Raw genomic sequence first — 26631 nt, 5'->3', positions numbered from 1 at the left:
GAGGAGCAACACAAGAAAGGGAAGCTGACCGCTCGTGAGCGCATCGACATCCTTCTTGACAAGGGGAGTTTTGAGGAGATCGGGATGTTCGTGCAGCACCGTTCGACGGATTTTGGTATTGAAAAGCAGAAGTACCTTGGAGATGGTGTTGTGACTGGCCATGGGACGATCGACGGGCGCCCGGTGCTGCTCTTCAGTCAGGATTTCACAGTATTCGGCGGGTCGTTGTCGGAAACCCACGCCCAGAAAATCTGCAAGATTATGGACATGGCACTCAAGCTTGGAGTGCCTGTCATCGGCCTCAATGACTCGGGGGGTGCACGTATCCAGGAAGGAGTGGTGAGTCTTGGAGGATATGCGGACATCTTCCTTCGCAATACGCTTGCATCCGGAGTCGTTCCACAGATTTCAGCAGTTCTCGGCCCATGTGCGGGGGGAGCAGTCTATTCGCCGGCGATCACCGATTTTGTGTTCATGGTAAAGAACACGAGCTACATGTTTGTGACGGGCCCCAATGTGGTCAAGACGGTCACACACGAAGATGTGACGTTCGAAGAACTGGGCGGAGCGATGACGCACGCGACAAAAAGCGGAGTGGCCCACTTTGCCTGCGAGAATGAAGTGGAGTGTCTTCAGTCCATCCGGCGTTTGCTTGGTTATATTCCGCTTAACAACCTGGAAGATCCGCCTCGTATCACTTCCACAGATGATCCAGAACGCATGGACGACGTGCTCGACACACTCGTGCCAGAGAATCCGAACAAACCGTACGATATGAAAGAAGTTATCAACAAGATTGTGGACAGCGGCGTCTTTTTCGAAGTCCAGGAGTTCTATGCGCGAAACCTGATCGTGGGTTTTGGTCGACTTGGAGGAATGTCTGTTGGAGTCGTGGCAAATCAGCCCTCCGTGCTGGCGGGAGTTCTGGATATCGATGCCTCGGTGAAAGGGGCCCGGTTTGTAAGGTTTTGCGACGCCTTCAACATACCACTTGTTGTTTTCGAAGACGTTCCAGGGTTTCTCCCCGGAACTGACCAGGAATGGCGAGGGATAATCAAGAACGGGGCGAAGCTCCTCTATGCATTCTGTGAGGCCACGGTTCCGAAGTTGACCGTCATCACCAGAAAAGCGTACGGAGGTGCGTACGATGTGATGAACTCCAAACACATTCGTGGTGACGTCAACCTTGCGTGGCCGACCGCTGAGATAGCCGTCATGGGTCCCAAGGGAGCTGTCGAGATCATCTTCCGCAAGGAGATCGAGCAAGCAGCTGACAAAGAGCAGGCGACTGAGCAAAAAGTAAACGAGTATCGGGAAAAGCTTGCGAATCCGTACATCGCTGCGGAGCGGGGGTTCATCGACGAAGTCATTGTGCCGAGCGAGACCCGGCCGAAACTTATCAAGGCGCTCAGATTTCTGGAGAACAAGGTCGACTCCAATCCGAAAAAGAAACATGGCAACATTCCGCTTTGACTCCCACCGCGTCCGGATTTATTGGGCGAGTCCACCCAGGCCGTTGATTTTGTGTTGATATTGTGCTATCTTGGAAAGGTTCGTTATCATTTCACTTTAACTACGGAGCTGATGAAGCGATTAGCACTATGCGTTCTGGGTTTCCTGGTATTGAGTTGCTCTTCCTCGCGTTCCACGAGGGAAGAGGCAGTCTTGGCCCGCATTGAGAAGATCGTGAAGGAGTCGGGTACTCCGGCAGATTCAATTCCCTCCTTTGGAAATTCCCCTGTAGTTCAACCTTCAACTCTGGTTTCAGCAGCAACTGACACTCAATTGGTGACTGGCAATAGTGAGGTCGACACGCTTGAAACTGAGTCGGCGTTTGTGTCACGCCAGCTCGAGCTTGCGCGTCAGCATTATGTGGCCGCGTTGGGTTCGCAGGAGGCGGCTGATTCGACGCTCATTGTTGACGAGTTTGAAGCCGCAATCAACATTCTGAACGAACTGACCTATCACAATGACATCGAGACAAACAAAGACTATCTCGATTTGAGCGGGAGCGTCATTGAAGATTATCAGAAGTACATCAATACCCACCCGATGCCGGGACGGGAAGCTTCTGTCTCTGCTCTGCATGAATGGCTCAATTCGGCGATAGAAAAGAACGGTGTTCCTCACGTTGAGATTCCCAAGAACGAGATTGTCGGTACGGCTGTTCCCTTGCCGTATAATGAGTTTGTTGAACGCGCAATTAGCTTCTTCATGAACCGTGGCAGAGAACATATGGAACGCTGGCTGTACCTGTCCGGCAAATACTTTCCGACGATGAAGAAGATATTTCAAGACGAAGGGGTCCCGCAGGAGCTGATCTACCTTTCAATGGCCGAAAGCGGTCTCAGGGCCGACGCCCAATCATGGGCGAGAGCGGTTGGATTGTGGCAATTCATGAAGGCCACGGGAAGTCTATATGGGCTCCGGGTGTCGTTTTGGTATGACGAACGCAGGGATTTTGAGAAATCCACCCGCGCCGCTGCGCGGCATATGAAGGATCTCTACAGGGATCTCGGTGATTGGAACCTCGTCCTCGCATCCTACAACGCGGGAGCGGGAAGGGTGTATCGGGGGATACGGCGGAGTGGCCAGCTCGACTTCTGGGACATGAGGAAGTACCTTCCCAGGCAGACGAGAAACTATGTTCCCCAGTACATCGCTGTTGCACGCATCGCCATGGAACCGGAGAAATACCGGTTTGAAGTGAAGCCGGCGGACCCTCTGCTTTACGATGTCGTCCTGGTGGACGATTGTATCGACTTCAGAGTTCTTGGGCAGTGTGCGGAGACAGACGTTGAGACGTTACGGGAACTCAATCCGGAACTGCTTCGCATGCATACGCCTGCGGGGGTCACGGGCTATCGGTTCAGGATACCGCTTGGAAAGAAATCGGCTTTTGAAGCGAATTACGCTCGGTTGTCATCCGAAGAGAAAAAACAATGGATGACTCACAAAGTGGCAAAGACACAGACCAGCCTTGCCAAAATTGCAGCCAAATACAAAGTCAGTGCGGCAGCTCTTAGAGAGATCAACGGTATCAAGTCGACGCGGCCTCTGAAGGTCGGAACAACACTTTGGATACCGATGTCTGCGGCGGATATTGAAATCGCAGAGAAAGTGCCATTTGAGTACGACAAGAAAATTGACAGGGTGACGTTTGGCAAAGGGTCACAGGCCGCCCTTGCCGCAGCGGCAAAACAACCGCAAGCCGGAAAACCATCCAAGCCTTCAAAGCGCTCTGTGACAGCGCCTCAGGGCAAAACGCAGCTGAGTTACAAGGTTAAACGCGGTGACACGATGGGTCATCTCGCCGAATGGTACGGCGTCCGGGCAAGCGATATCCGTAATTGGAACGATATCAGCTATGGCAGTTATCTCCGCGCAGGCGAAGAACTCACGATCTGGGTGGATGCGTCGAAAGCTAACCAGCTCAAGAACATCGATGGCATGACGTTCTCGCAGAAGCAGGAATTGCTGCGAAAGGAAGTTGGGAGCAACGGCAACGCAACGGCTTCGGAAGGCGCTGCCAGCGAAAGGGACTCGGATCGGGGATGGGTTCAATATACAGTCAAGGCCGGGGATGCGTTGGTGACGATCGCCAAGGAGCACGGGGTGAGCGTGGCGGACTTGAAAACGTGGAATGGATTGAAGATGGACAAGATCCAGGCGGGCCAATTGCTCGACATTTTCGGTGAGCCGGAGGAACGTGCGAAGATTATCGAGACTCCAGTGTCAGCTCCGAAAGTGGAAGTGAAATCAAAGTCGGCAACCAAGTCCAAGCCAGAATCGAAACCGCCCGCCGGATCAAAACTGCAGCTCGTCCCGAAACAGCAGGTCGCCGCGAAGGACAAATCGATTGAACAGACTCACAAGGTCAGGAAAGGAGAGACCCTTTCCGAGATCGCGAGACAGTTTGGCACAAGCATCAAGGAATTGAAGCAGTACAACAATCTTCGTTCTACAAAGATCAAAGCGAACCAGGTCCTCAAGATCCCGGGAGCTACTGGAGCATCGAATACAGCTCCCCGCCGCTAAGAACGCACTTCAGCACTACATTTCGAGAATTGAACCGAGACGATGAGCAAGCGGAAGCTGCAATCCGGCTTTTCGCAAAAGCTCCTTGCGTTCGAATACCTCCTTCGTGTCGCCGAAGTACACCATCGTGCCTTTTGCAAGAATCAGGACTCTCGTGGCAAATGGCAGCAGCAGGCCCAGATCGTGCGAGACGACGATAAGCCCTCGGTCAGTCTGCTTCAGATGGGCCAGCAGGCGTACAAGCACCGATCGCTCGAGTTGTGAAAGACCCGCGCTTGGTTCGTCGAAGGCCAGGAAGGGAGATCCCGACGCAACTGCGCTCGCAATGGTGAGGAGTTTTCGCTCAGCCGCAGGCAGATCGTAAGGGTGATGTGAGGAGAGTTTGTCGAGGCAGCACAGTGAGAGCGCCTCAGTCACCAGCTGACTGACGTTCGGTCGATGCAGGCTTTTTGGACCAAACTCGACCTCAGCTCGTATCGTTGAAGAGAATATCTGGTCGGCCGGATTCTGGAAGGTAACGCAGATCTCCTTCGCGAGTCGTGACGTCGGCTCAGTCGCGGTTGCAAGGCCGTTGACAAGTACTGTCCCGCTTGTGGGTTTCAGGATACCGTTGAGTAACTTGAGGAGCGTACTCTTGCCGACACCATTCTGCCCGATGACGAGAAGAAAACTCCCGTCGTCAACAGAAAACGAGAGGTCTTGGAGAATAGGACTTTTCTCATCGTAAGCAAAATCCACGTTTCGGAATCCAATGCTCATAGGAGGCCCAGTGTTTCTGCGATGCGCGCACCATTTCGGGAGCGGTCGTCCGTGAGCTTCAGAATCTTCTGCTTCAAAGGAATCCAGTTCTCGAGCGGAATAGCGTCCTGGAATTCCTCCAGCCTTCCCATGAATGCTCCGGGGGTGCCGTCGAACACTATTCTGCCGCGGTCGAGGACGACGATCTGATCGCAGATGCCAAGCGCGAAGTCCAGTTGTGTGTCCGCCAGAACAATCGTTGTTGTCACTTTCATGGATTTGAGAATGCCGCGCAATTTGTCCTGTGCGGCCAGATCGAGGGCCGTTGTTGGCTCGTCAAGGAGAAGAACACGCGGTTTGGCGACCAGGATGGTGGCAAGAGCCACTCGTTGGGTTTCGCCGCCCGAAAGACTGGTGGGTTTTCGCGTCGCCAGGTGATCTATCCCGAGGTTCCTGAGCAGAGGCAAGAGCTCGGCTTCGGGGTCATCGGGGACCTGTCCGGTATTTTCGAGCGTGAAGAGAACTTCGTCGAGCACGGTATCGCGGACACCGGAAATCTGCACGTGGGGATCCTGCAAAACGAGGCCGACAGTCGGGAAGAGGATGTTGCTTGGAAGCCCGGCGAAGGAACTGTCGCCTATCTGTATGCTGCCGGATGAAACGCACTCCGGGTGATGACGGCGCATCGTGCCTGCGAGGCACTGTTGGAGCGATGATTTGCCCGCACCTGTCGGCCCCAGAATCGCGCAGCACGTTCCGCCGGTAACATCGAGCGATATCGATGACAGCACTTCCGCGGCGGCTTCGGAGTACCGGAGGGAGAAAGACGTCAGTGTTATCCGATCAGCCATTGCACCATCCGGTAAACGAGTATGATACCACTGACAGCAATGAGCAGCAGCGTAGACCAGTCCTTGTGAGATTGGTCCAACTCGCGTCTCTGTGTCGATGGTGGTCTTTGAAGGAATCCACGAAGCTCGAGAGCGGTTCCTCGTTCGACGCTTTCCACGATGGACGAAAGCACCAGAGGGGAGAGGATCGAAAACAGCGATTTCGTGCGTGAGACAATACCTGAATCAACGGGGGCGCCCCGTGCCTGTTGAGCGAGAAAGATTTGATGAATTCTCGCTGGTACCTGGTCAAGGAAATGCAGCGTCAGCAGAAGCACAAGCACGAGAGATGGCGGCAGGCCCTTGTGCTGCAGATAACGGGTGAAATCTGGAATCGGCGTGGAGGTGAAGAACAGCAAAATGGAAAATGAGAGAAGAAGGAGCCTCGACGCGGTCCGCGCACCAAAGAGCATCCCTTCCTGATGAATCGGAATTCCGAAGGTGGTTGTCAGCACTGTCCCTTCCTTGATCAGGACAGCGTTCAGCACGATGACCAGTGACGCGACGACGACGCTGTAGAGTATAAACCTGGAGAATGCTCTCGCCGCACGCAATGAGGCGGGACGAAGAACCGGAATCGCGTACCGTGCGATGATGAGCACAAGGCAGAGTGAAGCCTGGACAGCCCAGGGAAGTGTGAACGCACACACCCACAGCAGCAGAACGAAAGCGAGTTTTCGTGAGAGGAGTCGTTCAGTACTCACGTCGTTTTGTCCGGAACCCTGAGGTTGGATGCGCCACGGAGCCTGCTGACGAGCCGCTGGGGGAGATTCTTTGTCAGAAAGAACACGATAAGGTAAGTGACAAGCTTGTCGGCAGGATCAGATGTTAACCCTTGGTACAACACGCTGTTGAGCAGAGTATTGCCGACCGAGCGAAAATACAGGACAACGAAGTCTGTTCCCGCCATCATCACTCCGGAAAAGAGGTAGGCCGAAATGGGAGCCGAAACGATCGCCGCGAGAATCCCCTGCAGCAAGCCCCCCAGCGCTACAAGATACCATGTTCTGAACCACTCGCGCCTGGCAAGAAATCCCGTGAATGCTCCGATCACGGCGACCACAGGAATGAAGAACATCATCGATGGGTTTCCAAAAGCCGCAGCGAGGAGGTTCGCGGCGCTTCCGCAGATGACGGCCGCCCAGGGTCCCACCAGAACGGCAACGAGCACTGTGCCGATGGAGTCGAGATAGAGAGGAATCTTGAGTGCAGCGGTGATCTGACCAGCGCTGAGGTTGAGAGCGATGCAGAATGCTACGAAGGGGAGTGCTGCGCCGGACATCTCATCGGTGATCCGCCGGCGAATAGAGAGAACCATGAGTATCCTAATCTGATGAAACAAGAGAACCCGACAGTGGCCGGGTTCTCTTGGGCAAATTGTGCCTCGTGCGAACGATCAAAGAGTAAGTGAAGCAGGATTCTCCACGATCTTCTTGAGATCCTGCAGGAAGCGGGCAGCAACAGCCCCGTCAATGATCCTGTGATCGGCGGAAAGTGTCATCTTCATCGTATGGCCGATGACAATCTGCCCATTTTTCACAACAGGTTTTTCGACGATTGTCCCGACTGCCAGGATTCCCCCCTCAGGCGGATTGACGATTGCTGCAAACTGCTCAACGCCGAACATGCCGAGATTGCTGATCGTGAACGTCGCGCCGGTGTACTCCTCGGGTTTGAGTTTCCGGGATCGGGCTCTGTCTGCGAGATCGCGCAACTCTGCGTTGATCTGGTCTAGTTTTTTCTGCTCACAGTTGCGCAGAATGGGCGTCACAAGACCTTCCTCGAGTGCAACCGCAATGCCGATGTGCGCAAAATGATACTGGCGCATCTTGTCACCAAGGAAAGTGGCGTTGACATATGGATGTTTCATCAGCGCGGTTGCTGTTGCTTTAATAACGATGTCGGTGAAGCTCAGTTTGAGTTCCGTCACGGCATTGATCTGGTCCCGGAACGTCATGGCGGGATCCATATCGACCTCTATGGTCTCATAGAAGTGCGGTGCGGTAACTTTGCTTTCCGCCATCCGCTTAGCAATGGTTTTCCGGATGGGGGAGAGATCGACATCTTCTGTCGTTCCGGGGATAATCGGACGTGAAGCTGGTGCCGCGATTGTCCCGGATAGCCCTTCAAGATCACGCTTTATGACACGTCCCTGAGGTCCGCTGCCTGAAACGCGTGAAAGATCGATCTTCTTCTCGACCGCCAGGCGTCTGGCGAGAGGGGACGCTTTGGTCTTCCCGTCCGTCGGCTGACCGGCAACCGTAGTGGACGAAACGGAAGCCAGGATGGGGGGAGCCGTTTTGTCGGCTTTGTTCGGTGCAGGAACAGGAGCGTTCCCTGAGAGGAGGGGAGTGATGTCTTCATCAACTCCGCCAATAATTGCTATCAGTCCGCCGATGGGAGCCTTTCCTCCCTCGGCAACGACGATCTTGCGGAGGAACCCGGAATCATACGCCTCGAGTTCCATGTCGGCTTTGTCCGATTCAATTTCGGCGATGATCTCGCCCTGCTTGATCTTATCCCCTTCTTTCCGAAGCCACTTCAGGATGACACCTTCTTCCATCGTGTCACTCAGCTTCGGCATCATGATTTTCGTTGCCATGGAATTGCCTTTGTGGGATCAGTCTATGTAAAGAACCTTTTTAACCGCTGTCCTGATTTTATCGAGATTGGGGATGGAGAATTTCTCCAGATCGTGTGCGTACGGGAGCGGAACATCTTCCTGAGTCACCCGCTCAACAGGTGCATCGAGATAGTCGAAGGCTCTGGAGGAGATTTCATGTGAAATCTGGGCGCCAACGCCTGCGAAGGGCCAGCCTTCTTCCACAATCACGAGCCGGTTGGTCTTCTTCACCGAATTAACGATGATGTCATAGTCCATCGGCCTGATCGTGCGCGGATCAATCACCTCGATACTTATGTTAAGCTCTTCCTGCAGAACATCCACGGCCTTGAGAACGACGAGTGCCAGGATCTTCGACCACGAAACGATAGTCAGGTCCTTGCCTTCCTTCTTGATCTCGCCGACTCCCAGAGGGATCGTGTATTCGCCGTCCGGAATCTCCCCCTTGTCTCCATACATGACTTCGCTCTCGATGAAGACGATCGGATTATCATCCCGGATCGACGTTTTGAGCAACCCTTTGGCGTCCTTGCAGTTTGAAGGCATGACAACTTTGAGCCCGGGAAAGTGCGCATAGATCGATTCGAGCGCCTGCGAATGAGTCGCTCCGAGCCCGTGTGCGGCTCCGCCCGGTCCCCGGAAAACGATGGGGACGTGGAAGTTTCCGCCCGACATGGAGAGCATCTTGGCGGCGTTGTTGACAATCTGGTCATACGCGACAAGCGAGAAGTTCCACGTCATGAACTCCACAATCGGTCGAAGTCCCACCATCGCGGCGCCGACCCCAACGCCGGCAAACCCGGCTTCCGCAATCGGTGTGTCAACGATGCGCTTGGCCCCCCACTTCTGCAACAACCCCTGACTCACTTTGTATGCCCCTTGATAGTTCGCTACTTCTTCGCCCATGAGGAATACCCGCTCATCACGAGCCATTTCCTCGTCGATTGCCTGGTTGATCGCTTCACGCAAACTCACAATGGCCATGAGTTATTCCCCCTTCCCTTCGATGTAGACATCTTTCCAAAGTTCCTCAATGGGGGGTTCCGGGCTGTTCTCAGCGAATTCGACGCACTCTTCGACAATTGATTTGATGCGTTGTTCGGCTTCGTCAATAAATTGCTCTGTGATGACGCCCTCTTCTTTCAGTGTCTCGCCGAACAGAAGGATGGGGTCTGATTGCTTCAGTCTCTCGACTTCGTCTTTTGAGCGATAAACGCCATGAACCGGATCGGACATCGAATGACCGCGAAAGCGATACGTTTCTATCTCGAGGAGAGTGGGCTCATACGTGGTTCGGGCCCGATCTGCAGCCACTTTCACTTTCTGATATATTTCGAGGACATCCATCCCGTTCACAACTTCGCTCGGGATGTTGTAGGCAATCGCTTTCTTGTGAAGATCCTGGACTGCAGAAGACCGCTCGACCGCTGTACCCATCGCGTACTTGTTGTTTTCAATGATGAAAATGACCGGGAGTTTCCAGAGTCCCGCCAGATTCAGGGCCTCGTGAAAGGCGCCGATATTGGTTGCTCCGTCCCCCATGAAGCAGAGGCACACCTTCTTTTCACCGCGGTACTTGATGGCGAAACCGACGCCGGAGGCAAGTGGTATGTGTCCGCCGATGATCGCGTGTCCGCCAAGAAAGTTCGTTGCACGGTCAAAGATATGCATTGACCCGCCTTTTCCCTTCGTTGTACCGGTATACTTGCCGAGCAGCTCTGCCAGGATAGCTTTCGGGTCAACGCCCTTGGAAATCGCCTGCCCGTGATCCCTGTATGCGGTGATGACGTAGTCATCCGGATTGAGTGCCCCCTTGATGGCCCCCGTTGACACCGCCTCCTGGCCGTTGTAAAGATGGCAGAATCCCATAATCTTGCCCATCCCATAAAGTTGGGCGCACTTTTCCTCGAATCGGCGAACAAGGAGCATGTCATCGTACCAACTGAGGAGGGTTTCGCGTGACAGGCCGAGCAATTTCGAGTGGCTTTGTTTCGGAGCGACCGCTGCAGTACTTTTCATTATGCTTTTTTCACTTCGAATTGACAGTCGTAGATTCTTTAGTACACTGCCACAAATATAAGAAGAAATTGAATAAAATCAAAAATGAGAATTGCCTCGTCGTGTCGCCTCAAGCGAGCTATGTCAGATAAATTGACCCTGGTAGGAAGAAGGGATTCATCAAGCAGGGGCGAACTACGCGATGATCAAACGAATGATCTACTTTCGATACCGGGAAATAAATTCTTCCACTTCGGGGATGCCGCCCTGAAAAATCAGATACCCGTTGCTCGGTTCGCGCTCGGTGATTTCTCCCGCAATCGGAGTCAACATGATTTCACGGACTTTGGCGAGATCCTGCGTTTGGCCGAGGGCCCAGCCGAGTTTCACATAAGCGACCTCCGGTAACATGTTTGCTGACGGTATGACGCCGAGTTCCATCATGTCACGTCCGGTGTCGTACACGTACATCTGCACGTAGCCCCAGAGAGTCTGGACCGTCATGAATACAGCGATATTTTTCTCGTGTGCCCGCTTCAGTGCTGGATAGAGCGGTTTGTTGACGTGCCCCAATCCGGTTCCTGCAATGATAATACCTCTGTAATCATTGTCGATGAGCGAGTCAATGATGTCGGGCTTCATGTTCGGGTAGTAGTACACAATACTGACTTTCTCTTCGAACGCTGTATTCACCCGTACGTTCTTGTCGGCCCTCCGGCGCAGGTAGTCCTGGCGCAACGGCGTAATGGCGTCGCGGCTGACCATTGCAATGGGGATGTCTCCGATTGTGCGGAACGTTGACCGGTAGCTCGAATGCATCTTCCTGACACGGGTCCCGCGATGAAGAAGGCCGTACTGATCGGATGTAGGGCCGAACATGCAGACTGTGACCTCGGCGATATCGCTTTCCGCCGCGGTCTTCACGCTGTGCATGAGATTGAGTGCGGCATCAGAGGAGGGCCGATCGCTTGATCGCTGCGAGCCCACCATGACAATTGGCACCGGTGAGTTTTGCACCATAAAAGAGAGAATCGCAGCCGTATGATGCATCGTATCGGTTCCATGGCCGATGACGATTCCCTGAACTCCTTTTTCGATTTCCTGGCCGATTGCCTGGGCGGTTCCGATCCACTGTTCGGGTCCCATGTTCTCACTGAAAACACCATAGAGTTTCTGTGTTTCGAGATTGCAGATGTCTGCGAGCTCGGGGACTGACCCGTAGAGTTCGCCGGGGGAGAAGGCCGGGATGACTGCGCCGGTCCGGTAATCCAAGCGGCTGGCAATTGTTCCGCCAGTCCCGAAGAGTTTCACGCGGGGTTTCGCAGGATCGTACGGAAAGTCCTTCTCCGGGATTTTGTAGTGTGCCTCTTTGCGCCCTTGCACCTGAATCGATTGAACGCTGGCCGCAGCCACTCCGACATTGTAACCGCTCCGAAGCTTCACAACGATATGGTGCGGGTCCGCAGTTTCGGACCGGGGGAGTACGATGCCAGTGAATGACCCACTCACGGTTTTGATCTCGACATCGCTCCACACCTCCGCATTGTACGATTTGAGCGTATCAAGCGCCTCGCCGCGATAACCTCGATAGTTGTCGGTTGTAGTCATCGCCGTTCCTCCGCACCGTTCCCGAGAATATTCTCCGACAATGATCTTCCGTTCACCTTTCCGCGTATCCGATTCATGACCATTCCCATAAGCACATTGTGTTCGTTTTCAGGGTGACGCAATGTGACTTCCGAAAGTTCGTGCCTGGTGCGATCGATCAACGCGGTCAACTCTTCGTCCGAAATCCTATACAGTGAGGTTCTCGCGAACTCGTGACCCCGGGCCGCATGCATGAGGACACCCAGAAAGCCCTCCCGCGCGAGCAAGCCGTCTTTGTGTGCAAGGAGAAGTTCCCGCATGGTGTCGATTGAGAAAGTGACACGTCGTCCGATAGCCTTCGCGACACGTTTGGGCAACTGGATCAATGTGACGGCGACAAGCGTAGGAGGCAGTTTCCACTCTTTCACAGCTGCCGCGAAAAGAGGCGCAAGGGGGGAGTAGCTGAGTGGTTCGATGACGTCAGCCGGAATGCTGAGCGATCTGTACCACGACTCGTTGTCCCAGAAGGGCGCAGGCACGGAGGTTCTGATGGTTGAGAGGTGCGCCTGAGTGATTCTGCGGGGTGGGAGATCTGTGTCCGGGTACATGCGATCCGCACCGGGGAGAATTCGCTCAAAGCCGTTCGTGCCATCGCGGAGTGCCTGGCGTGTTTCGGAGGGAATTCCGATCGCGGCTTCCCTCGCTCGAATGACGATTTCTGCAGCCCCCGATGTCACGTCCTGCTTGCTTCCCCAGACGAGGACGATGGTGTCATCGTCTGTCGCGCCGGCGGATTTCTTCAGCAGCTGCCATTCGGAGGAGGCGAGTGTCTCAGAAGGGCTGTCCGAATGCACAATATTCGGAAGGGTGGTAAGACATGAGATGACGCGCACCCGGTCGGAGATCTCACGCGAGAAGAACGTATCAGTCTGCGTTTGCCAACGGAGCAGACCCTTGAAACCCCTGAGGAGGACACAATGAACTTTTAATCCTTCGGTGATTGCGTTCTTCAACGGTTGATAGCGGGTCTTGCGCAGCAGTTTTGTTACTTCTTCGGTCTTCGAAGAGAAGGTCTCTTTCGTGATGCCGCGGCGATGGAGTTCGTCTCTCAGGCGGAGCAGATTGTATTGTCTCATCGCCTCGTGGTAGGTGAGAAGGGGAATATTGGGGATGCGCGGGACGCCTTTGATTTCGATACGAGTGCCGCCCGTGACGCTCACGTTCACATCCTGCCGCGCTGCGCCAATCCCTGTGCGCACCTTGCCTGTGCTCCTCACAAGTTTGCGGAGGATGTCGGCCACTTCGGCGACTTCCTGAGGGGTGCGCATTTCTGGGGCAGTGACCGACTCGATCAGCGGCATTCCAAGGCGGTCTGTGAGATAGACCCGGAGATGGCCTGTATCGCTCACTTCCCGGCATGCATCTTCTTCAAGACCTAGCTGGACAATGTTGATCCGCCGGTCCTTGTAGGGGATGCTGCCGTCGACTCCCACTATGGTAGTGCGTTGAAAGCCGGTTGGTATGCTGCCATCCAGATATTGTTTTCTGGCGATGTGGATCTCGTCCACCATTGCGCAGCCGTATAACAGGCCCACCTCAAGGGCGATATCGAGTGCCTCGTCGTTCAATTCGAAGGGGGGCGTATCGTCCATTTCGTATGTGCAGACGGTTGCGCGGTTGATCTGGTAAATGATCTCTTTCCTGGTCTTGAACTCCATCAGTGCCGTGCCATCGTACTCGCCCAGTTCGGAGAGGGTGGGACGCATGTGGCGGAGAATTTCGGCGTTGAAAGAATCGCTGTACAGGCCCGCAGGGCAGCGGCAGAAGAGTTTTTTCTTGGTGAGCAGTTGCTGATGGATTTCGAGTCCTGACTTGAAGCCGACAGCAGCATAGTCGCTTTCAGTCATCTCGTTGAACGGCTTGAAGGTCATAGTGTCGCGTTTATCGAAAGCAGGGTTGATAGGCTGCTGGCAATCAGGTGAGAAATCAAGTTGAATTTACGAAACAAATCTGCAAAATCAACAAGTGTAGGGGAATCGGCATTCCCGATTGTGAACACGTCTTTTCACTTTGATCGCGAATAGGAGAATTGAAGGATTTGACGGATGGAATCGTCGGCCGGTGCGACGTTTTCATCAAGGCATTGCTTCTGATGTGCTCGAATCCCGGTATCCTCAGCCATCCGTTTGCACCTCGATGCACCCGGGAGAATATCCCGCAGTTGAAACGAAGAAGCCCCGCTAACGGGGCTTCTTCATTCGTGGATCTGCTGCATTTAGGGTAGCTTCTTCGGCCCCTCAACTGAACTCAGCGAAGCCCGAGTCATGAAGTACCCGATCAAGACGATGCCAATCAAGCTTACCAGGTACGAAGGGGAGTCGAAGACCTTGAAGAGCTTGATGTCAGCAAATGCGAGTCCCGCGAACAGCAATCCGAGCAACGCTTCACCCGCGATCAAACCCGAGGCAATCAGTATGCCCACGTTGTCCATGCTCTCTTTGCGCTCTCCTTCTATTGACCTCTTCGCCGCGATCTTGTCCACCAGCCCTTTCATCATGCCGCCGAGGAAAATGGCGAACGTGGTGTCGATGGGGAGGTACATGCCGACACTGATAAGCATGGGACTCTTCACTTGCATCATGATCAACGCGCATCCCATGAACATGCCGACAATGATAAGGATCAGTTCGGTTTTTGCCTCGACAATGCCGCGTCCAACGACGGCCATCAGGCTTGCCTGAGGGGCCGGAAGTTTCTCCCCGCCGAACCCTGCCTGTGCGCCGAGGATCTCATTTTGTTGCTCAGGCTCGAGAAGCCTGATGTCATTGATCCTGTATTGTTTGCCGGCCAGTTCGGGATTCTTTCCTTTGTAGACGACCGTCGCCACCCCGCTCTTCTCCAGCTTCTCGAGTTCATCCCCCACGACACGTTTGATGTCGCCGAGGTGGAGGAGCGAAAGAATGAGAAACATTACTGACGCAGCTGCTGTGATCCCGAACAGATCGCCGATCTGCATTTTCCAGGGGGTGCATCCCAGTATGTGCCCCGCCTTCAGATCCTGCATCATTTCGCCCGCGACCGAAACGCTCGTGCAGGTGAATGCAGCGACGCCAAGAACCGCTGCAATCGCGGCTTCTCCCTTTAGTCCAAATCCTACCATCAGGAAAGCAACAACGATAAGTACTGAAACCGTCAGACCGCTGGTTGGATTGTTGCTGACGCCGATGATGCCGACGAGATAACCTGACACTGCCGCGAAGATGAAGCCAAGTACCAGCATCACCACTGCAGCAGCCGCAGCCGGAAGAGGCGCTGCTGTGAAGTAACCGAAGATGAAGAACATCAGAACGGTGATGAGCCCGATGGCAGGGAGCGACCATCGGATGCTGATGTCCCGCTCAGTCCGGGGGATTCCGGCCTCGCCGGCAGAAGATCTCCTGATGTATGAAAACGATCTTGTTATACCCGTGAAGAGGCTCTTGCGCATCTTGTAGAGTGTGTAAAATGCACCGACGAGCATTCCGCCGATGGCGATGTACCGCACGATGTTCTTCCAGACGTATGTTAACTCCGCTACCCAGTCTGTGACAGCCGCGGGGTTGTCCCGATGGATAAAGTATGCGATAAGCGGAGTAAGGAGTCCCCATGCGAGCACGCCGCCGGCGAAGTTCAGGGAGCCGAGCTTGGGACCGATGATGTATCCAACAGCGAAGTACGCTGGGTTTACACCGGGTCCGCGCAGGAGCAGGTTCCCCTTCGTGAGACTGACGATCTGTTGCCAGCCTCCTGCGATGAACTTGAATTCCACGAGCGCTTTGAAAAACGCCCCGATCCCCATTCCGGCGAAGAGGTATTTCGAGTTCTGAGTCCCTTTTTGTCCCGACTTGTGGATCTCTGAGGCGGCTATGGATTCCGGAAAGGGGAGTTCTGCATCCTCGACAAGAACACGACGCAGGATCGTCACGAACATGATTCCGAGGATACCGGCGACGATAAGGACGACAGTTGAGATCAGATAATGTTCGAGCGTGAAGAACTGAGGCCAGGCAGAAGAGATGAAGAACGCAGGCAGCGTGAAGATGGCGCCGGTGGCGACATTTCCTCCGATCGACCCTACGGTCCTTGCTGTGTTTTCTTCAAGCAACGTCCCTTTCATGGTTTTAAGGACGGCCATGCCGATGACCGCGGTGGTGTACGTCGCGGCGATTGTCATTCCTGCCATCAAACCAAGATATGTATTGGCAGCTCCGACCACGACGGCCATTGCCACTCCGAGAAAAACGGCTCTCAAAGTGAACTCCGGCATATCTGATTCGGCTGGAACGAACGGTGTGGTGCGTTGATTCTCGGTCATGGGTGTGAGTTGGTTTGTGGTAAAAGGAGGGATTGTAGATCTCAATCCCGGATGTCTGAAATGACCTTCCAGATCATCCGGGATAACGGTGATCTTTGCTACTGTGCTTGAATGATATCGCGAACTTTTTCTGTTATGGCTCGGAAGTCAATCTTCCCACTTCCAGTTTTTGGCATTTCTGAAACGACCACGAACTTGCTTGGCAATGCAATGTTTGGCAGGTGCTCCGCCATTTTCTTCAACGTGGCTTTGTCGTCAATCGGTTGAGTGACGGCGGCGACGATTTTGGCCCCGCGAAGCGCGTCTGGGACCTCAACAACACAGCACTCGACGTCAGGGGGGAGGAATTTTTCAAGGACATCCTCCACCTTGATCAATGACACCATCTCACCGGCAACTTTGAGGAACCGCTTCAAGCGCCCGACGTGCCAGAGATAGCCTTCGGCGTCAAGGAATCCCATGTCGCCCGTATCGTACCATCCGTGCCGGATGCTCAGAGACGTCTGTTCAAAGTCATCGAAGTACCCCTTCATCACATTGTCACCCTTGACAAGGATCTTGCCTATCTCTCCGACTGCACACGGCTCTCCAGTTTCATAGTGCTCCAGCCTGACCTGAACTCCCTCGATTGGTCTCCCGACGCTTCCCGGTCGATTGAATTCGAGAGTGTTCACTGTTATTGCCGGGCTTGTCTCTGTCGTTCCGTACGCTTCCAATAAGATCTTGTCGTGCTTGTCCATGAACCCCTTTCGCAGTGCATCGGGGCACTTGTCGGCGCCGCTGAGAAGGATCCGGGTGGTCGCGAAATCTCCTGGCTTCGACGCTCTGAGATAACCCCAGAAAAAGGTGGGTGTTCCTGCCACCAGGGTTATTCGCTCCTCCCGTATGATTTCAGCGACGGTCTTGAAATCGAGCGGGTTTGCGTACGTCACGATGGTCATGCCCATCGAGAGCGGCACCCATAGGTTTGCCGTTTGGCCGAAAACATGGAAATAGGGGAGGTTCGCGAGGAAGATATCATCAGACGAGAACGCAAAAGCTCTTATGAGGCTCTCGTAGTTCTGGGTGATGTTGCGGTGTGTGAGTTGAACGCCTTTCGGCTCTTTTTCACTCCCGCTGGTGAACAGGATGAGCAGCGTGTCGTCATCTTTTCCCTGGTGGACGGAACTGACAACGCGCTCTGCCGGAAGTCCGGCCGTGAATGCCGCTTTGATCTTGTCAAGGATCGAAACGGATTTCATCACATCTTCGAGGAATACCATCCCTTCGATGGGGCGGCAATTGATCTTCTCCAGAAGGGCTTTCGAAGTAATGATGGTTTTGAAGGCGCACTTTTTCTGGGCAAACTCGCAATTCAGCGCAGCGCCGGTGGAGTAGTTGATCATGACAGGAACCCGGCCGCTCATCAGAGTGCCGAGGATCGCCAGAACGGAGCCGGCGGAATTGGGAGGGCGCCGATCAATGCCCGCTTGTACGTCAGTCGGCGGTTCAGAGTTCTGTCAATAATGGCGAGCTTCGATTCGTACTTTTTTGCCGTGCGAATGAATTGGTGGTGCAGCAGCATGTTCTCTCCGTCTTTAGATATGTTGCCGGGACCGGTGGCAGAAGGTTTGCAAAAATAAGAACCTTTGAAGTGAAGGGCAAGCGAAAACCTGCGAAGTGACAGAAATGCGATAATCGCCGCTTGCCATATCTCGAGAGGGCCCTATTTCAAGCCTGACGAGGGTTTCACGGTCCGAGCAGCAGGGAGCTCTTTCAGCGGCGACACTTTTCCGTTCCTGAAGGCTGCTTTCAAATTGTTGGCGAGGGAATCCGTTACAGAACTTGGGACTATTCTCTCGAATGTCAGCGGGCTTATGCCGTTCTTGTAGGTGAAGTCGAGATCGAGGAGTTTCCCGCGGCGAATAGTGAGAGCGGGGGAGACATTGAACCACGACAGTGACACAGACCCCTTGACGTTGGCGGAAGCTGCTGCGGTTGCGTTGAAGTACCCGAACTTCGGCTGATTCCTCACTCCATTGAAGGTCATCACACTCTTGTCGAAAGCAATGGTCAGGCTCAACGACCCGACGCTCTTGAACCCTTCGGCGAATATTGGAAGGATTAGAGAAGAACCTGGTGCAGCCGTAGTGTCGGGAAGATTGAGTTTGACCTGCCCGAATGTGATCCCGGCGAGGAACAGCAGGATAGCAACTTCGATAACTCTTCTGTGCATTAAGACACCCTTCTTGGTATGCGAAGCGTGACTCTTGGGCAAACGGTTGACTCCGACCGTGAGTCAACGCTTCATCAGAATGATACGAAAAAAATAGCGTTTATTGAAGGGGAGGTGTGATCAGCGCCAGGCCCATGGATTCCCAAAGTGTCGGAGATTCGACAGGCCAAGCCTGATCTACGCTCCGGCGCAGAATACTTTATTTTGCTTTCGGCGAGCCGATTGGCAAGACATCCCGTCCAAGTGCTTCCCTCAGGACTTCCGCCATAGCAAGATAGATCGCTGATGTGCCGCAAAGAATCCCTTCGTATCCTGCAACAGTCCCGATGATACTGCTGCCTGTCCAGTCCCTTAGAGCCAGGAGCATGAAGAGGATAGTCAATGACAAGAATATGAACCGGATGGCTTTGTTCTTGCCGAACGTGCCGAGCCACATGAAGAAGGTGAAGACGCCCCAAACGAACAAGTACCATCCCATGAATACTACGTTGTCGACAAGCATGTCCTTGACAAAGGTTCTCATGATAAGGATGAAGACGAGTGTCAGCCAGAAGCATCCATACGAGACAAAGGCGGTGAGTCCGAATGTGTTTCCTTTCTTGTATTCGAGTACGCCTGCAATTATTTGCGCAATCCCGCCATAGAAGATCCCCATGGCCAGAATCATTGAGCCGATGGGAAAGAATCCTGCGTTATGAATATTGAGAAGCACTGTTGTCATGCCGAAGCCCATGAGTCCGAGGGGCGCCGGGTTAGCGAGTTTTCCAGATTCCATAGTGACTCCGTTGCTCATGATGAATGAAGGGAGATACCGCGAAAGACACCGGTGGAAACGAGAAGGCAGAGGTCGGTGAGGAATCGCACCTGAAAATACGAACGCATAAGCAACGATGCAAGAGCCTTATCGGAAAACACCGTAATCACGGCCTCCGGGCTCTGGAAATGTGCAACGGGCGAACGATGCGCCCGAGAACCGTCGGGTCATTCAACCGCCTGCCGTCCCGACTTGCCTTTCAGCGCGAACTGCAGTAGTTTTGAGGCAAGGCTGTTCCCTCAGACCATCGGCAATATCCAAGAACCGGAGTACGTTATGACTCGAATCTCGCGTGGCTTCCTCGCAGGCATACTGGTCCTGCTTCTCAACATCTCACTAACCGCTCAACAGTCGAACACGGTTACATCGGCAAGAGTCGGGATGTCTGCAGAGCGGCTTCAGCATCTCACGGATCTCCTCAACGGCTATGTGAATGAAGGCAAGCTCTCCGGCGCAGTTGCCCTCGTAGTGCGCCATGGGAAGGTGGCGTACCTGAAGGCCGTCGGGTATCGGGATATCGAATCGAGGTCGCCGATGACCGACGATGCTATCTTCCGTATCGCTTCGCAATCAAAGGCACTCATCAGCCTTGGTGTTATGATCCTGCAGGAAGAGGGAAAGCTCCTCATCTCAGATCCTGTCGGAAAGTATATCCCGCAATTTGACTCGACTACTGTCGCTATTGCTAAAGAGGGAGGGGGATACAACGTTGTTCCGGCAAAACGAAAAATATCCATCAGGGATTTGCTCACTCACACGGCCGGGATCGGCTATGGTTCCGGTCCTGCGGCTGACAAGTGGAAAGAGGCGGGAATCCAGGGGTGGTACTTTGCCGACCGCGACGAGCCAATCGCATCGACCGTGCAGCGGATGGCAGCTCTTCCGATGGATGCCCAGCCTGGAGAGAAGTTCGTCTATGGATACAACACAGATATCCTCGGGGTTGTCATCGAACGGGCATCAGGCAAGCCGCTCGACGTTTTCATGGAAGAGAGAGTTTTCAGACCGCTCGGAATGACCGACACATATTTCTATCTGCCGAAAGGAAAGGCGTCACGGCTTGCCACAGTATACTCGTCGGAAAAGAACGGCCCAGTGACACGGGCCGCTGACCCCGGGAAGATGATTGGACAGGGGATGTATGTAGCCGGACCGCGCAAGAGCTTCTCGGGAGGAGCAGGAATCCTCTCCACAGCCCGTGACTATGCAGCCTTTCTTACTATGGTACTCAACAAAGGTGTGCACAACGGAAAGCGTATCCTCTCGCGGAAGAGCGTCGAACTCATGACTGTCGATCACCTGCGGAATATTCCTTACGCAGATGGCGCGGGATTCGGTCTGGGCTTCGAGGTCACAGACAAGCTTGGTGACAGAGGGAGACTTGGATCGGAAGGTGAGTTCGGTTGGGGAGGTGCGTATCACTCGACGTACTGGGTGGATCCGAAAGAAGACATGGTGGTGGTGTACTTCACCCAACTAATCCCTGCGGGAGGACTGGATGATCACGGGAAACTGAGGGCGCTTATTTACCAGGCAATCGTGGACTGAAGCAGGAGGATTGTCAGGTCGGCTTACTGTCCAACCGAAAAAGGTCCCCACGAAGGGGACTTTTTTCGTTCTGCGTGGGCTTGTGCCCGTGATTTGATCGATATCTCTTTGCCAATTCAATTTCGTTGCGTGTGGCTGAGGAATGTGCCTCATTGGCAGGGATCTCTTTATATCTGAGGCACTCTATGTACTATAGCCCGATGAGAAATCACCGGCGGTCGATTAGGTTAAGAGGATTCGACTACACGCAGGCCGGTGGATACTACGTTACCCTTTGCGTGAAGGACCGGAAGCCTCTTCTGGGGGAGATCAGCCAAGGTGGTATCCGACTCTCAACGATCGGAGAGATCGTGAAAGGCTGTTGGGAGGAGATCCCGGGTCATTTTCCCCACGCGACCCTCGATCAATTTGTGATAATGCCCGATCATATGCATGGGATTATTGTTCTCGTCGATCAAGTCGGGACACGGCCTGCCGTGTCCCGACAGAAGAATGTCTTGCCTCGAAGGTGCGAGCAATTCAGCAGGCCTGTGAGTGGATCCTTATCGACGATCATTCGCTCGTTCAAATCTGCATCCTCAAAGCGAATTCATTCTGAAGGCTGCTCAACGTTTGCCTGGCAATCTCGTTTCTACGAGCACATCATCCGAGACGGTCAGGATCTAGGGCGTATCCGAATGTATATCATGAACAATGTCAGCAAATGGTTCGAGGAGAATGAGAACCCGGGAAATGATTTGGCGAAGGAGGCCTAGATGTCCGCCATCTAGATGGGCGGACAGGATAGACAGGAGTCTCTGGCCGATTACAGGAAACAAAAACAGCCCCTCGGGGTGCTGTTTTCGTTTCTGCGGGGCTGACCCACCTGCGCCCTGAGAAACGGGCTTCGGAGGGCAATCGAGACACAGCGATGTCAGGACGATACACGAAAAGAAATCCCCCCAAAGAGGGGGGATTCTTTTTTTTGCGGGGCCGACGAGACTTCCCGATGGCCTAGTGGCCATCGGGACGACCTCCTGCGTCACGAATCAGCTTTTCTATGAAGGCACGGCTTTTCATCTTCTTAATGTGGCGTTCGAATTCAAGCGCCTCAGTTTTTGTGGGGAACTCCTTTGCCCAGACCAGCCTCCACGGTCCTTTGCCTTTGGTGGAGATTGTCCAGCCTTCGTTGTGCCGTTGACATCTTAGAACAGGGTCATGCGATGATCCTGCATAAAAGGAATGATCGGAGTCGCTCTGGACTATATAGGCGAAGTGAGGCATGCAGCAGTCAAATGAAAAAGCCCTCCAGAGGTGAGGGAGGGCTTCTTTTTGCGGGGCCGACGAGACTCGAACTCGCGACCTCCTGCGTGACAGGCAGGCGCTCTAACCAAACTGAGCTACGACCCCATGAATTTTCACTGCTTGAATCACCTGGCCCTGAGCGAGTGCCGTTTGTTGGCACGAGCCGAAGGGCTGAGCTACGACCCCATGTATTTTCAGAGTTGGAACCATCTAGCCCTGAGCGAAGCCCGTTTTTTGGGCTGAGACGAAGGACTATGACCCGGAGAAATTTAGGTTTTTCCCTGGTTTGTCGTCCGCTAGGAACCATTTGTCAGGTTTTTAATATAGCAAAACGGGTCTCGATTTGCAAGAACTTCTTGCGTGACCCGTTGTGAAACACCCTAGGGAATCCGTCCGAGCATCCTGTATGCAGAGAAAGCCGAAATCAGTTTGACTCGTGCTACTCAGGGAGCACAGCTTGCACCGTGCCGTGCTGCTGCGGCAAATCCTAATCCGATGTTCATCGAGTCAGCCAGCAGGTGCAGAAGAAGCCATCCGTCACAACGGAGACTATCGACAGATAAGTCTGGCATGCATGAGGAAAACTGTGTGCCGCCAGAGTGGGTGGGAACCGCGAATCTTCTTCGTCATTTCTGCCATAACCAGGTGTACGATCCCCTCGCTTTTCGTCAAGCCGCCCTTGACTCATTCTGAGGCGACGGTATCAAATTGAAACAATAGAGGAAAACAAAGCTTGCGAAATTGAGCCGCATGCGCAGCATTTCGCTTGGCACATTACTTGCACATATTGGCGTAACTACTGAACATACAACGAAAATTGATTATCTCGAACTGACAATGAAACGACCGATCGTATACCGTGTTGCCAACGCAATCGTAAGATTCTTTTCCCGTCCATCCCTCTTCAGCCGCCAGTACAGTCTATAGAATCCTTCACCGGACATTAAGAAATCGCTGAGATTTCTCGGAGTGCTTCTTCTTACTTCAGCAGGAGCATCTTTCTCGATTGCTCAAACCGTTGTCCGACTCCGTCTCCCGCTTCGTTCACACTTAACCGGCAAATGTACACTCCGCTCGGAACCGGCCCGGCATTCCAATGAACCGTGTATGTACCCGGAGCCCGAATGCCCTCCACAAGGCTGGCAATTTCTCTTCCTAGAACATCATACACACTGAGGTTCACGAAGCTGTTGGCCAATAGCTGATAGCTAATAGCTGTTGTCGGGTTAAACGGGTTCGGATAATTCTGCATCAACTCGAACTGCCTTGGAACACCAGCACCGCTCACCTGCTCCTCCCGCACATTGGTTGTAATCGGAGTCGTGCTCATGATTATTCCACCATCACCGACCATCGTACCCTGCAGCGTGTTCCAAAACGACATCGCATTAAGAGTTGCATCTGAACCGCTCGATTGCACAGCCCATGTCGTGCCTCCGTCTGAAGTTTTCAGGACAGTCGAGCTGTCGCCGATCGCAATCCCGAAGCCCTGGTCGAACATTCGCACCGCACGCAACGCAACTTTGACGCCGCTTTGTCCTAGGCTCCAGTTGATGCCTTGATTCGTTGACCTTAGGATCGACCCGTTGTCGCCAACAGCGGTGAGTTGCCCTGCGAAGTTCGAAATGCCGAGAAGGGTGGACTGAAGTGGTGACTGTACTACAGTCCAGTTCTGCCCGGCATCGGATGATGTCAGCAGCCCGCCCTTTTCGCCGACGGCTGAAACTCTCAGTGAATCGGCAAATGCGACCGCATGAAGATAACGGAGAGGCCAGGTGTCGCCGCCGATCGTCGCACGGCTCCACGTCAGGCCGCGGTTCGTTGTGCGGTAGATCATGCTTCGGGATTCAAGCAGTATTGGAGTTATCATCGTATCCATCTTGCCAACGATGATGCCGATCTGAGGATTACTCGGATTGAACGCCACGGCGGTGAAGAAGTACGTGCGTTTGAGATTATCGCTGAACGACTGATCAGTCCATGTCGCTCCGGCATCCGTGGTCCGCAGCACCGTGTTGTTCCAACCGACGGCTGTGGCCGTGTTCGGATCGGCAAATGCGATGCCGCGAAGATGTGTTGTCTTTCCGCTCGTTTGATTCGCCCAGGTCGTACCCGAATTCGTCGTCCTCAAAACAAGTCCGGCATAACCCACGATTGTTCCCTTCGACTGATCTGTAAACGCGACGCCATAGAAGGGTGAACGCAAGCCCGATGTGAGGAGATTCCAGGTGGCGCCGCCGTCGACAGTGCGGAACACCTGACCGAAAATCCCGACGATCGTACCAACCGTGGCGTTCGTGAATGAAATGCCTGTAAGAGATGAAAACGTTGCGATGGGTTGAATGTTCCAGTTGGCTCCACCATCAGTTGTACGAAAGACGATGCCGTTTTCTCCCACAATCGTACCGGTCATTCCGTCTGAAAATGATACGGCACTCAAACGATTAAGCGTATTGCTTGATTGCGTGGTCCAGGTAATACCGCCGTCGGTCGTTCGCAGTATGGTTCCGAACTCACCTACGACAGTACCGTTGCTTGCGTCGGGAAAGGAGGAGCAGAACAGACGGTTCGTGGTCGGGATATTGCGGCGGCTCCAGCTTGAACCTCCATTCGTGGTTCTGAACACGGTGCCTGATGAACCCACGATGGTCCCGACTGTCACACTTGTGAACGACACAGAATAGTACGTGCTCGCTCCGCCTGGAAATTGCTGCGTCCAGCTTCTGCCGCCGTCAGTTGTGCGAAGAGCGAGTCCTGCATCGCCTACAATTGTTCCCGTAGTCGAATTGACAAACGCCACTCCATAAAGAGGCCCGGCCGTTCCGGCAGTGAGGGGCACCCAGGCCAGTCCGCCATCAGTAGTGCGCAATACTGTCCCGCCGTCGCCGACGATGATACCAGTATTTGCATCGATGAATGCCACTCCGTTCAGGTTCGCCGTCACGCCGGTGTTTTGGATGGTCCACTGACCCCCGCCATTGGTGCTCTTCATCACTGTTCCGCGGTCGCCCACGGCAACTACCAGACTGGCATTGATCGTCTGCACCGCACGGAGATGATTACCATGAGGCCGGGGATTTTGCCAGAACCAGGATTCTTGGGAGGTGGTGCTCGTCGACGAGATTATCAGGAACAAGACGAGCGCGAGAAGAAAACGAGAGAGTCTTTTCATAACGACCTCTGTGTGAGACTGGATTCAGAGAGTACAGGACGCTGAATTCTATAACTGGACCCCGGATTTCCTCTCACTCAACGGCGTGAAGATCGGCATATCATAGAACACAACAGGTTTCGAGCGTCGAGATTGAGTGTTTCGAGTTTGTTTCGGTTTTCGGGATTCGTTTTTCGGATTTCATTTCATGACTTTTAAAACCTCACTTTGAAGCTCACACGCGGCTGATTGATCGTTGACCGCATGGAATAGTAGTTCCTTGAGATTACGGAGCCCGTCCGCGCCTGTATGACCAATCCGTAGATGAGTCCGGCCGAACGATAGTTGGAGAGAAGTTGATTCAATCCTACCGCATTAAGTACCGTCTCATAGCGCGGCCCTGTAGCGCTTGTGCCCGTACTGGACCCCATGGGCAAACCAACGAGCGGCTGTTGATTGTACGTGAGACTGAAGTAGAACCATCCTGAAGATACAGCATACACGTCATATCCGATGGTGGTATAAGCCCCATCCGTGCAAAGGTCGAGAGTCCCATCGAGGAGCGTGACGCCAGGATCCTTCATGAAGGCCGGGAAATCGAAATTGATGTAGATGTGCTTGCTTATGCTTCCATAGTAGGTCGCCCCGATGTAACCATTGTTGGCAAGCGCCAAGCGTGCATTGATGAAAACGGAATATGGCTGCGCCTGGTCAACATACTGGTCAGCTGTTATCCTTCCTGAGATCACGGTGTCTCGCTGCAATTTGAAATCGGCGTGCGAGTCAGGTCCAGAAGGGGAGACGATTGCGCGAGCGGAGTAGTACCTCGTGTGCGTGACTATCAGGCTGTCGCTCTTGAGGGGGACATTGGAAATTTCGTAACGGCCGGCTTGGTCAGTAAGATCAGAAAGCATTCCGATCCTGACGGCTGCCCCCTGTATCGGGCCGTCGAGGATATTGCTCACGTATCCAGAAAGGGTTGTCCCGTTGAAATCCAGGTAGATGAAGTGCTTTGTGCTGGATCTGACTTCGATCGACTTCGAATACGGCTTGCAGTTGGGCCCTTCGGCAGAAATGATCTGAACTCCTTCGGGGACCCCGTGGAGTTCGTATGAACCGTCCGTTCCCGACATCGTGCTCTGTCCGCCGCACTTGACTGTGACCCCGGGAAGGGGATTCAAAGCTCCGATCAGCGTCGTCTTGCCGGAGACGGTCCATGTCCCGTTGCTTGACTGCGAAGGAGAGTCTAATGAGTTCGCACAGCCTAGAAGGAGCAGGACGACGAGCAAAGGAAGAAAAGTAAAGAATGCAGGATTGCTTTCTGTGTGTCGATGGATGTTCATGGTGAGGTTCGCGTTCTCAAATCCTAAACATTAAATCCGAAACTCGAA

The 26631-nt window shown here is 53.7% G+C and carries 20 protein-coding genes and 1 tRNA gene; 4 read left to right on the top strand and 17 right to left on the bottom strand.

Going from position 1 to position 26631, the window contains the following annotated elements:
* Nucleotides 1–1473: acyl-CoA carboxylase subunit beta (locus NTU47_15890; protein ID MCX6135286.1), on the top strand; the 1473-nt coding region annotated here is incomplete at its 5' end.
* Between the two features lie 192 nt (nucleotides 1474–1665).
* Nucleotides 1666–4038 carry a LysM peptidoglycan-binding domain-containing protein gene (locus tag NTU47_15885; protein MCX6135285.1) on the top strand — a complete coding sequence of 791 codons (2373 nt, stop codon included), beginning with the start codon at nucleotides 1666–1668 and terminating at the stop codon, nucleotides 4036–4038.
* Nucleotides 4039–4053: 15 nt separating this feature from the next.
* On the opposite strand, the gene NTU47_15880 is transcribed toward NTU47_15885, so the two are convergent.
* The 14 genes from NTU47_15880 to NTU47_15815 all read right to left on the bottom strand — a co-directional run bounded on the left by NTU47_15880 (nucleotide 4054) and on the right by NTU47_15815 (nucleotide 19218).
* Nucleotides 4054–4797 (bottom strand): energy-coupling factor ABC transporter ATP-binding protein, encoded by a 744-nt coding sequence (locus tag NTU47_15880; protein MCX6135284.1) that lies wholly within the window; start codon nucleotides 4795–4797, stop codon nucleotides 4054–4056.
* Nucleotides 4794–5627 carry an ABC transporter ATP-binding protein gene (locus NTU47_15875; GenBank protein ID MCX6135283.1) on the bottom strand — a complete coding sequence of 278 codons (834 nt, stop codon included), beginning with the start codon at nucleotides 5625–5627 and terminating at the stop codon, nucleotides 4794–4796. The genes NTU47_15880 and NTU47_15875 overlap by 4 nt, the downstream gene beginning before the upstream one ends.
* On the bottom strand, nucleotides 5612–6370 hold the full coding sequence (locus NTU47_15870; protein MCX6135282.1) for an energy-coupling factor transporter transmembrane component T: 759 nt from the start codon (nucleotides 6368–6370) through the stop codon (nucleotides 5612–5614). Before NTU47_15870 ends, NTU47_15875 begins: the two co-directional genes overlap by 16 nt.
* The gene (locus NTU47_15865; protein MCX6135281.1) at nucleotides 6367–6984 is read right to left on the bottom strand and encodes an energy-coupling factor ABC transporter permease; all 618 of its coding nucleotides are present in this window, start codon (nucleotides 6982–6984) and stop codon (nucleotides 6367–6369) included. The genes NTU47_15870 and NTU47_15865 overlap by 4 nt, the downstream gene beginning before the upstream one ends.
* A gap of 78 nt (nucleotides 6985–7062) precedes the next feature.
* Nucleotides 7063–8268, bottom strand: coding sequence for a dihydrolipoamide acetyltransferase family protein (locus tag NTU47_15860; protein ID MCX6135280.1), 1206 nt, complete (start codon nucleotides 8266–8268; stop codon nucleotides 7063–7065).
* An 18-nt stretch (nucleotides 8269–8286) separates the two neighbouring features.
* Nucleotides 8287–9273 (bottom strand): pyruvate dehydrogenase complex E1 component subunit beta, encoded by a 987-nt coding sequence (locus tag NTU47_15855; GenBank protein MCX6135279.1) that lies wholly within the window; start codon nucleotides 9271–9273, stop codon nucleotides 8287–8289.
* A 3-nt stretch (nucleotides 9274–9276) separates the two neighbouring features.
* Complete coding sequence (gene pdhA, locus NTU47_15850; protein ID MCX6135278.1) at nucleotides 9277–10308, bottom strand: pyruvate dehydrogenase (acetyl-transferring) E1 component subunit alpha; 1032 nt, start codon at nucleotides 10306–10308, stop codon at nucleotides 9277–9279.
* Between the two features lie 198 nt (nucleotides 10309–10506).
* Entirely contained in the window at nucleotides 10507–11895 is a 1389-nt protein-coding gene (gene gatD, locus NTU47_15845; GenBank protein MCX6135277.1) for a Glu-tRNA(Gln) amidotransferase subunit GatD, read from the bottom strand.
* Nucleotides 11892–13805, bottom strand: coding sequence for a Glu-tRNA(Gln) amidotransferase subunit GatE (gene gatE, locus NTU47_15840; protein MCX6135276.1), 1914 nt, complete (start codon nucleotides 13803–13805; stop codon nucleotides 11892–11894). The genes gatD and gatE overlap by 4 nt, the downstream gene beginning before the upstream one ends.
* A gap of 344 nt (nucleotides 13806–14149) precedes the next feature.
* Nucleotides 14150–16165, bottom strand: a complete 2016-nt coding sequence (locus NTU47_15835; GenBank protein ID MCX6135275.1) for an oligopeptide transporter, OPT family — start codon at nucleotides 16163–16165, stop codon at nucleotides 14150–14152.
* A gap of 161 nt (nucleotides 16166–16326) precedes the next feature.
* Nucleotides 16327–17634 (bottom strand): AMP-binding protein, encoded by a 1308-nt coding sequence (locus tag NTU47_15830; GenBank protein ID MCX6135274.1) that lies wholly within the window; start codon nucleotides 17632–17634, stop codon nucleotides 16327–16329.
* Nucleotides 17634–17792, bottom strand: coding sequence for a hypothetical protein (locus NTU47_15825; protein ID MCX6135273.1), 159 nt, complete (start codon nucleotides 17790–17792; stop codon nucleotides 17634–17636). Before NTU47_15825 ends, NTU47_15830 begins: the two co-directional genes overlap by 1 nt.
* Before the next feature lie 141 nt (nucleotides 17793–17933).
* Nucleotides 17934–18443 carry a cohesin domain-containing protein gene (locus tag NTU47_15820; protein ID MCX6135272.1) on the bottom strand — a complete coding sequence of 170 codons (510 nt, stop codon included), beginning with the start codon at nucleotides 18441–18443 and terminating at the stop codon, nucleotides 17934–17936.
* A gap of 199 nt (nucleotides 18444–18642) precedes the next feature.
* A complete protein-coding gene (locus tag NTU47_15815; protein MCX6135271.1) occupies nucleotides 18643–19218 on the bottom strand; it encodes an acetate uptake transporter in 576 nt (191 codons plus the stop codon).
* A 315-nt stretch (nucleotides 19219–19533) separates the two neighbouring features.
* On the opposite strand from NTU47_15815, the gene NTU47_15810 reads away from it, so the two are divergent.
* Nucleotides 19534–20805 (top strand): serine hydrolase, encoded by a 1272-nt coding sequence (locus tag NTU47_15810; GenBank protein MCX6135270.1) that lies wholly within the window; start codon nucleotides 19534–19536, stop codon nucleotides 20803–20805.
* A gap of 185 nt (nucleotides 20806–20990) precedes the next feature.
* Nucleotides 20991–21560, top strand: coding sequence for a hypothetical protein (locus NTU47_15805; protein MCX6135269.1), 570 nt, complete (start codon nucleotides 20991–20993; stop codon nucleotides 21558–21560).
* Between the two features lie 559 nt (nucleotides 21561–22119).
* Here NTU47_15805 and NTU47_15800 read toward each other — a convergent pair.
* From NTU47_15800 to NTU47_15790, 3 genes are all read right to left on the bottom strand, one after another.
* A tRNA-Asp gene (locus NTU47_15800) sits at nucleotides 22120–22194 on the bottom strand.
* A gap of 874 nt (nucleotides 22195–23068) precedes the next feature.
* On the bottom strand, nucleotides 23069–25261 hold the full coding sequence (locus NTU47_15795) for a YCF48-related protein (GenBank protein MCX6135268.1): 2193 nt from the start codon (nucleotides 25259–25261) through the stop codon (nucleotides 23069–23071).
* Between the two features lie 194 nt (nucleotides 25262–25455).
* Nucleotides 25456–26583: a hypothetical protein gene (locus NTU47_15790; protein MCX6135267.1), complete on the bottom strand. Its 1128-nt coding sequence runs from the start codon at nucleotides 26581–26583 to the stop codon at nucleotides 25456–25458.
* Between the last annotated feature and the right edge of the window lie 48 nt (nucleotides 26584–26631).

It is taken from the genome of Ignavibacteriales bacterium (assembly GCA_026390595.1).
Taxonomy (GTDB): domain Bacteria; phylum Bacteroidota; class Ignavibacteria; order UBA10030; family UBA10030; genus UBA9647.
This window is presented reverse-complemented; position numbering and strand designations above follow the sequence as displayed.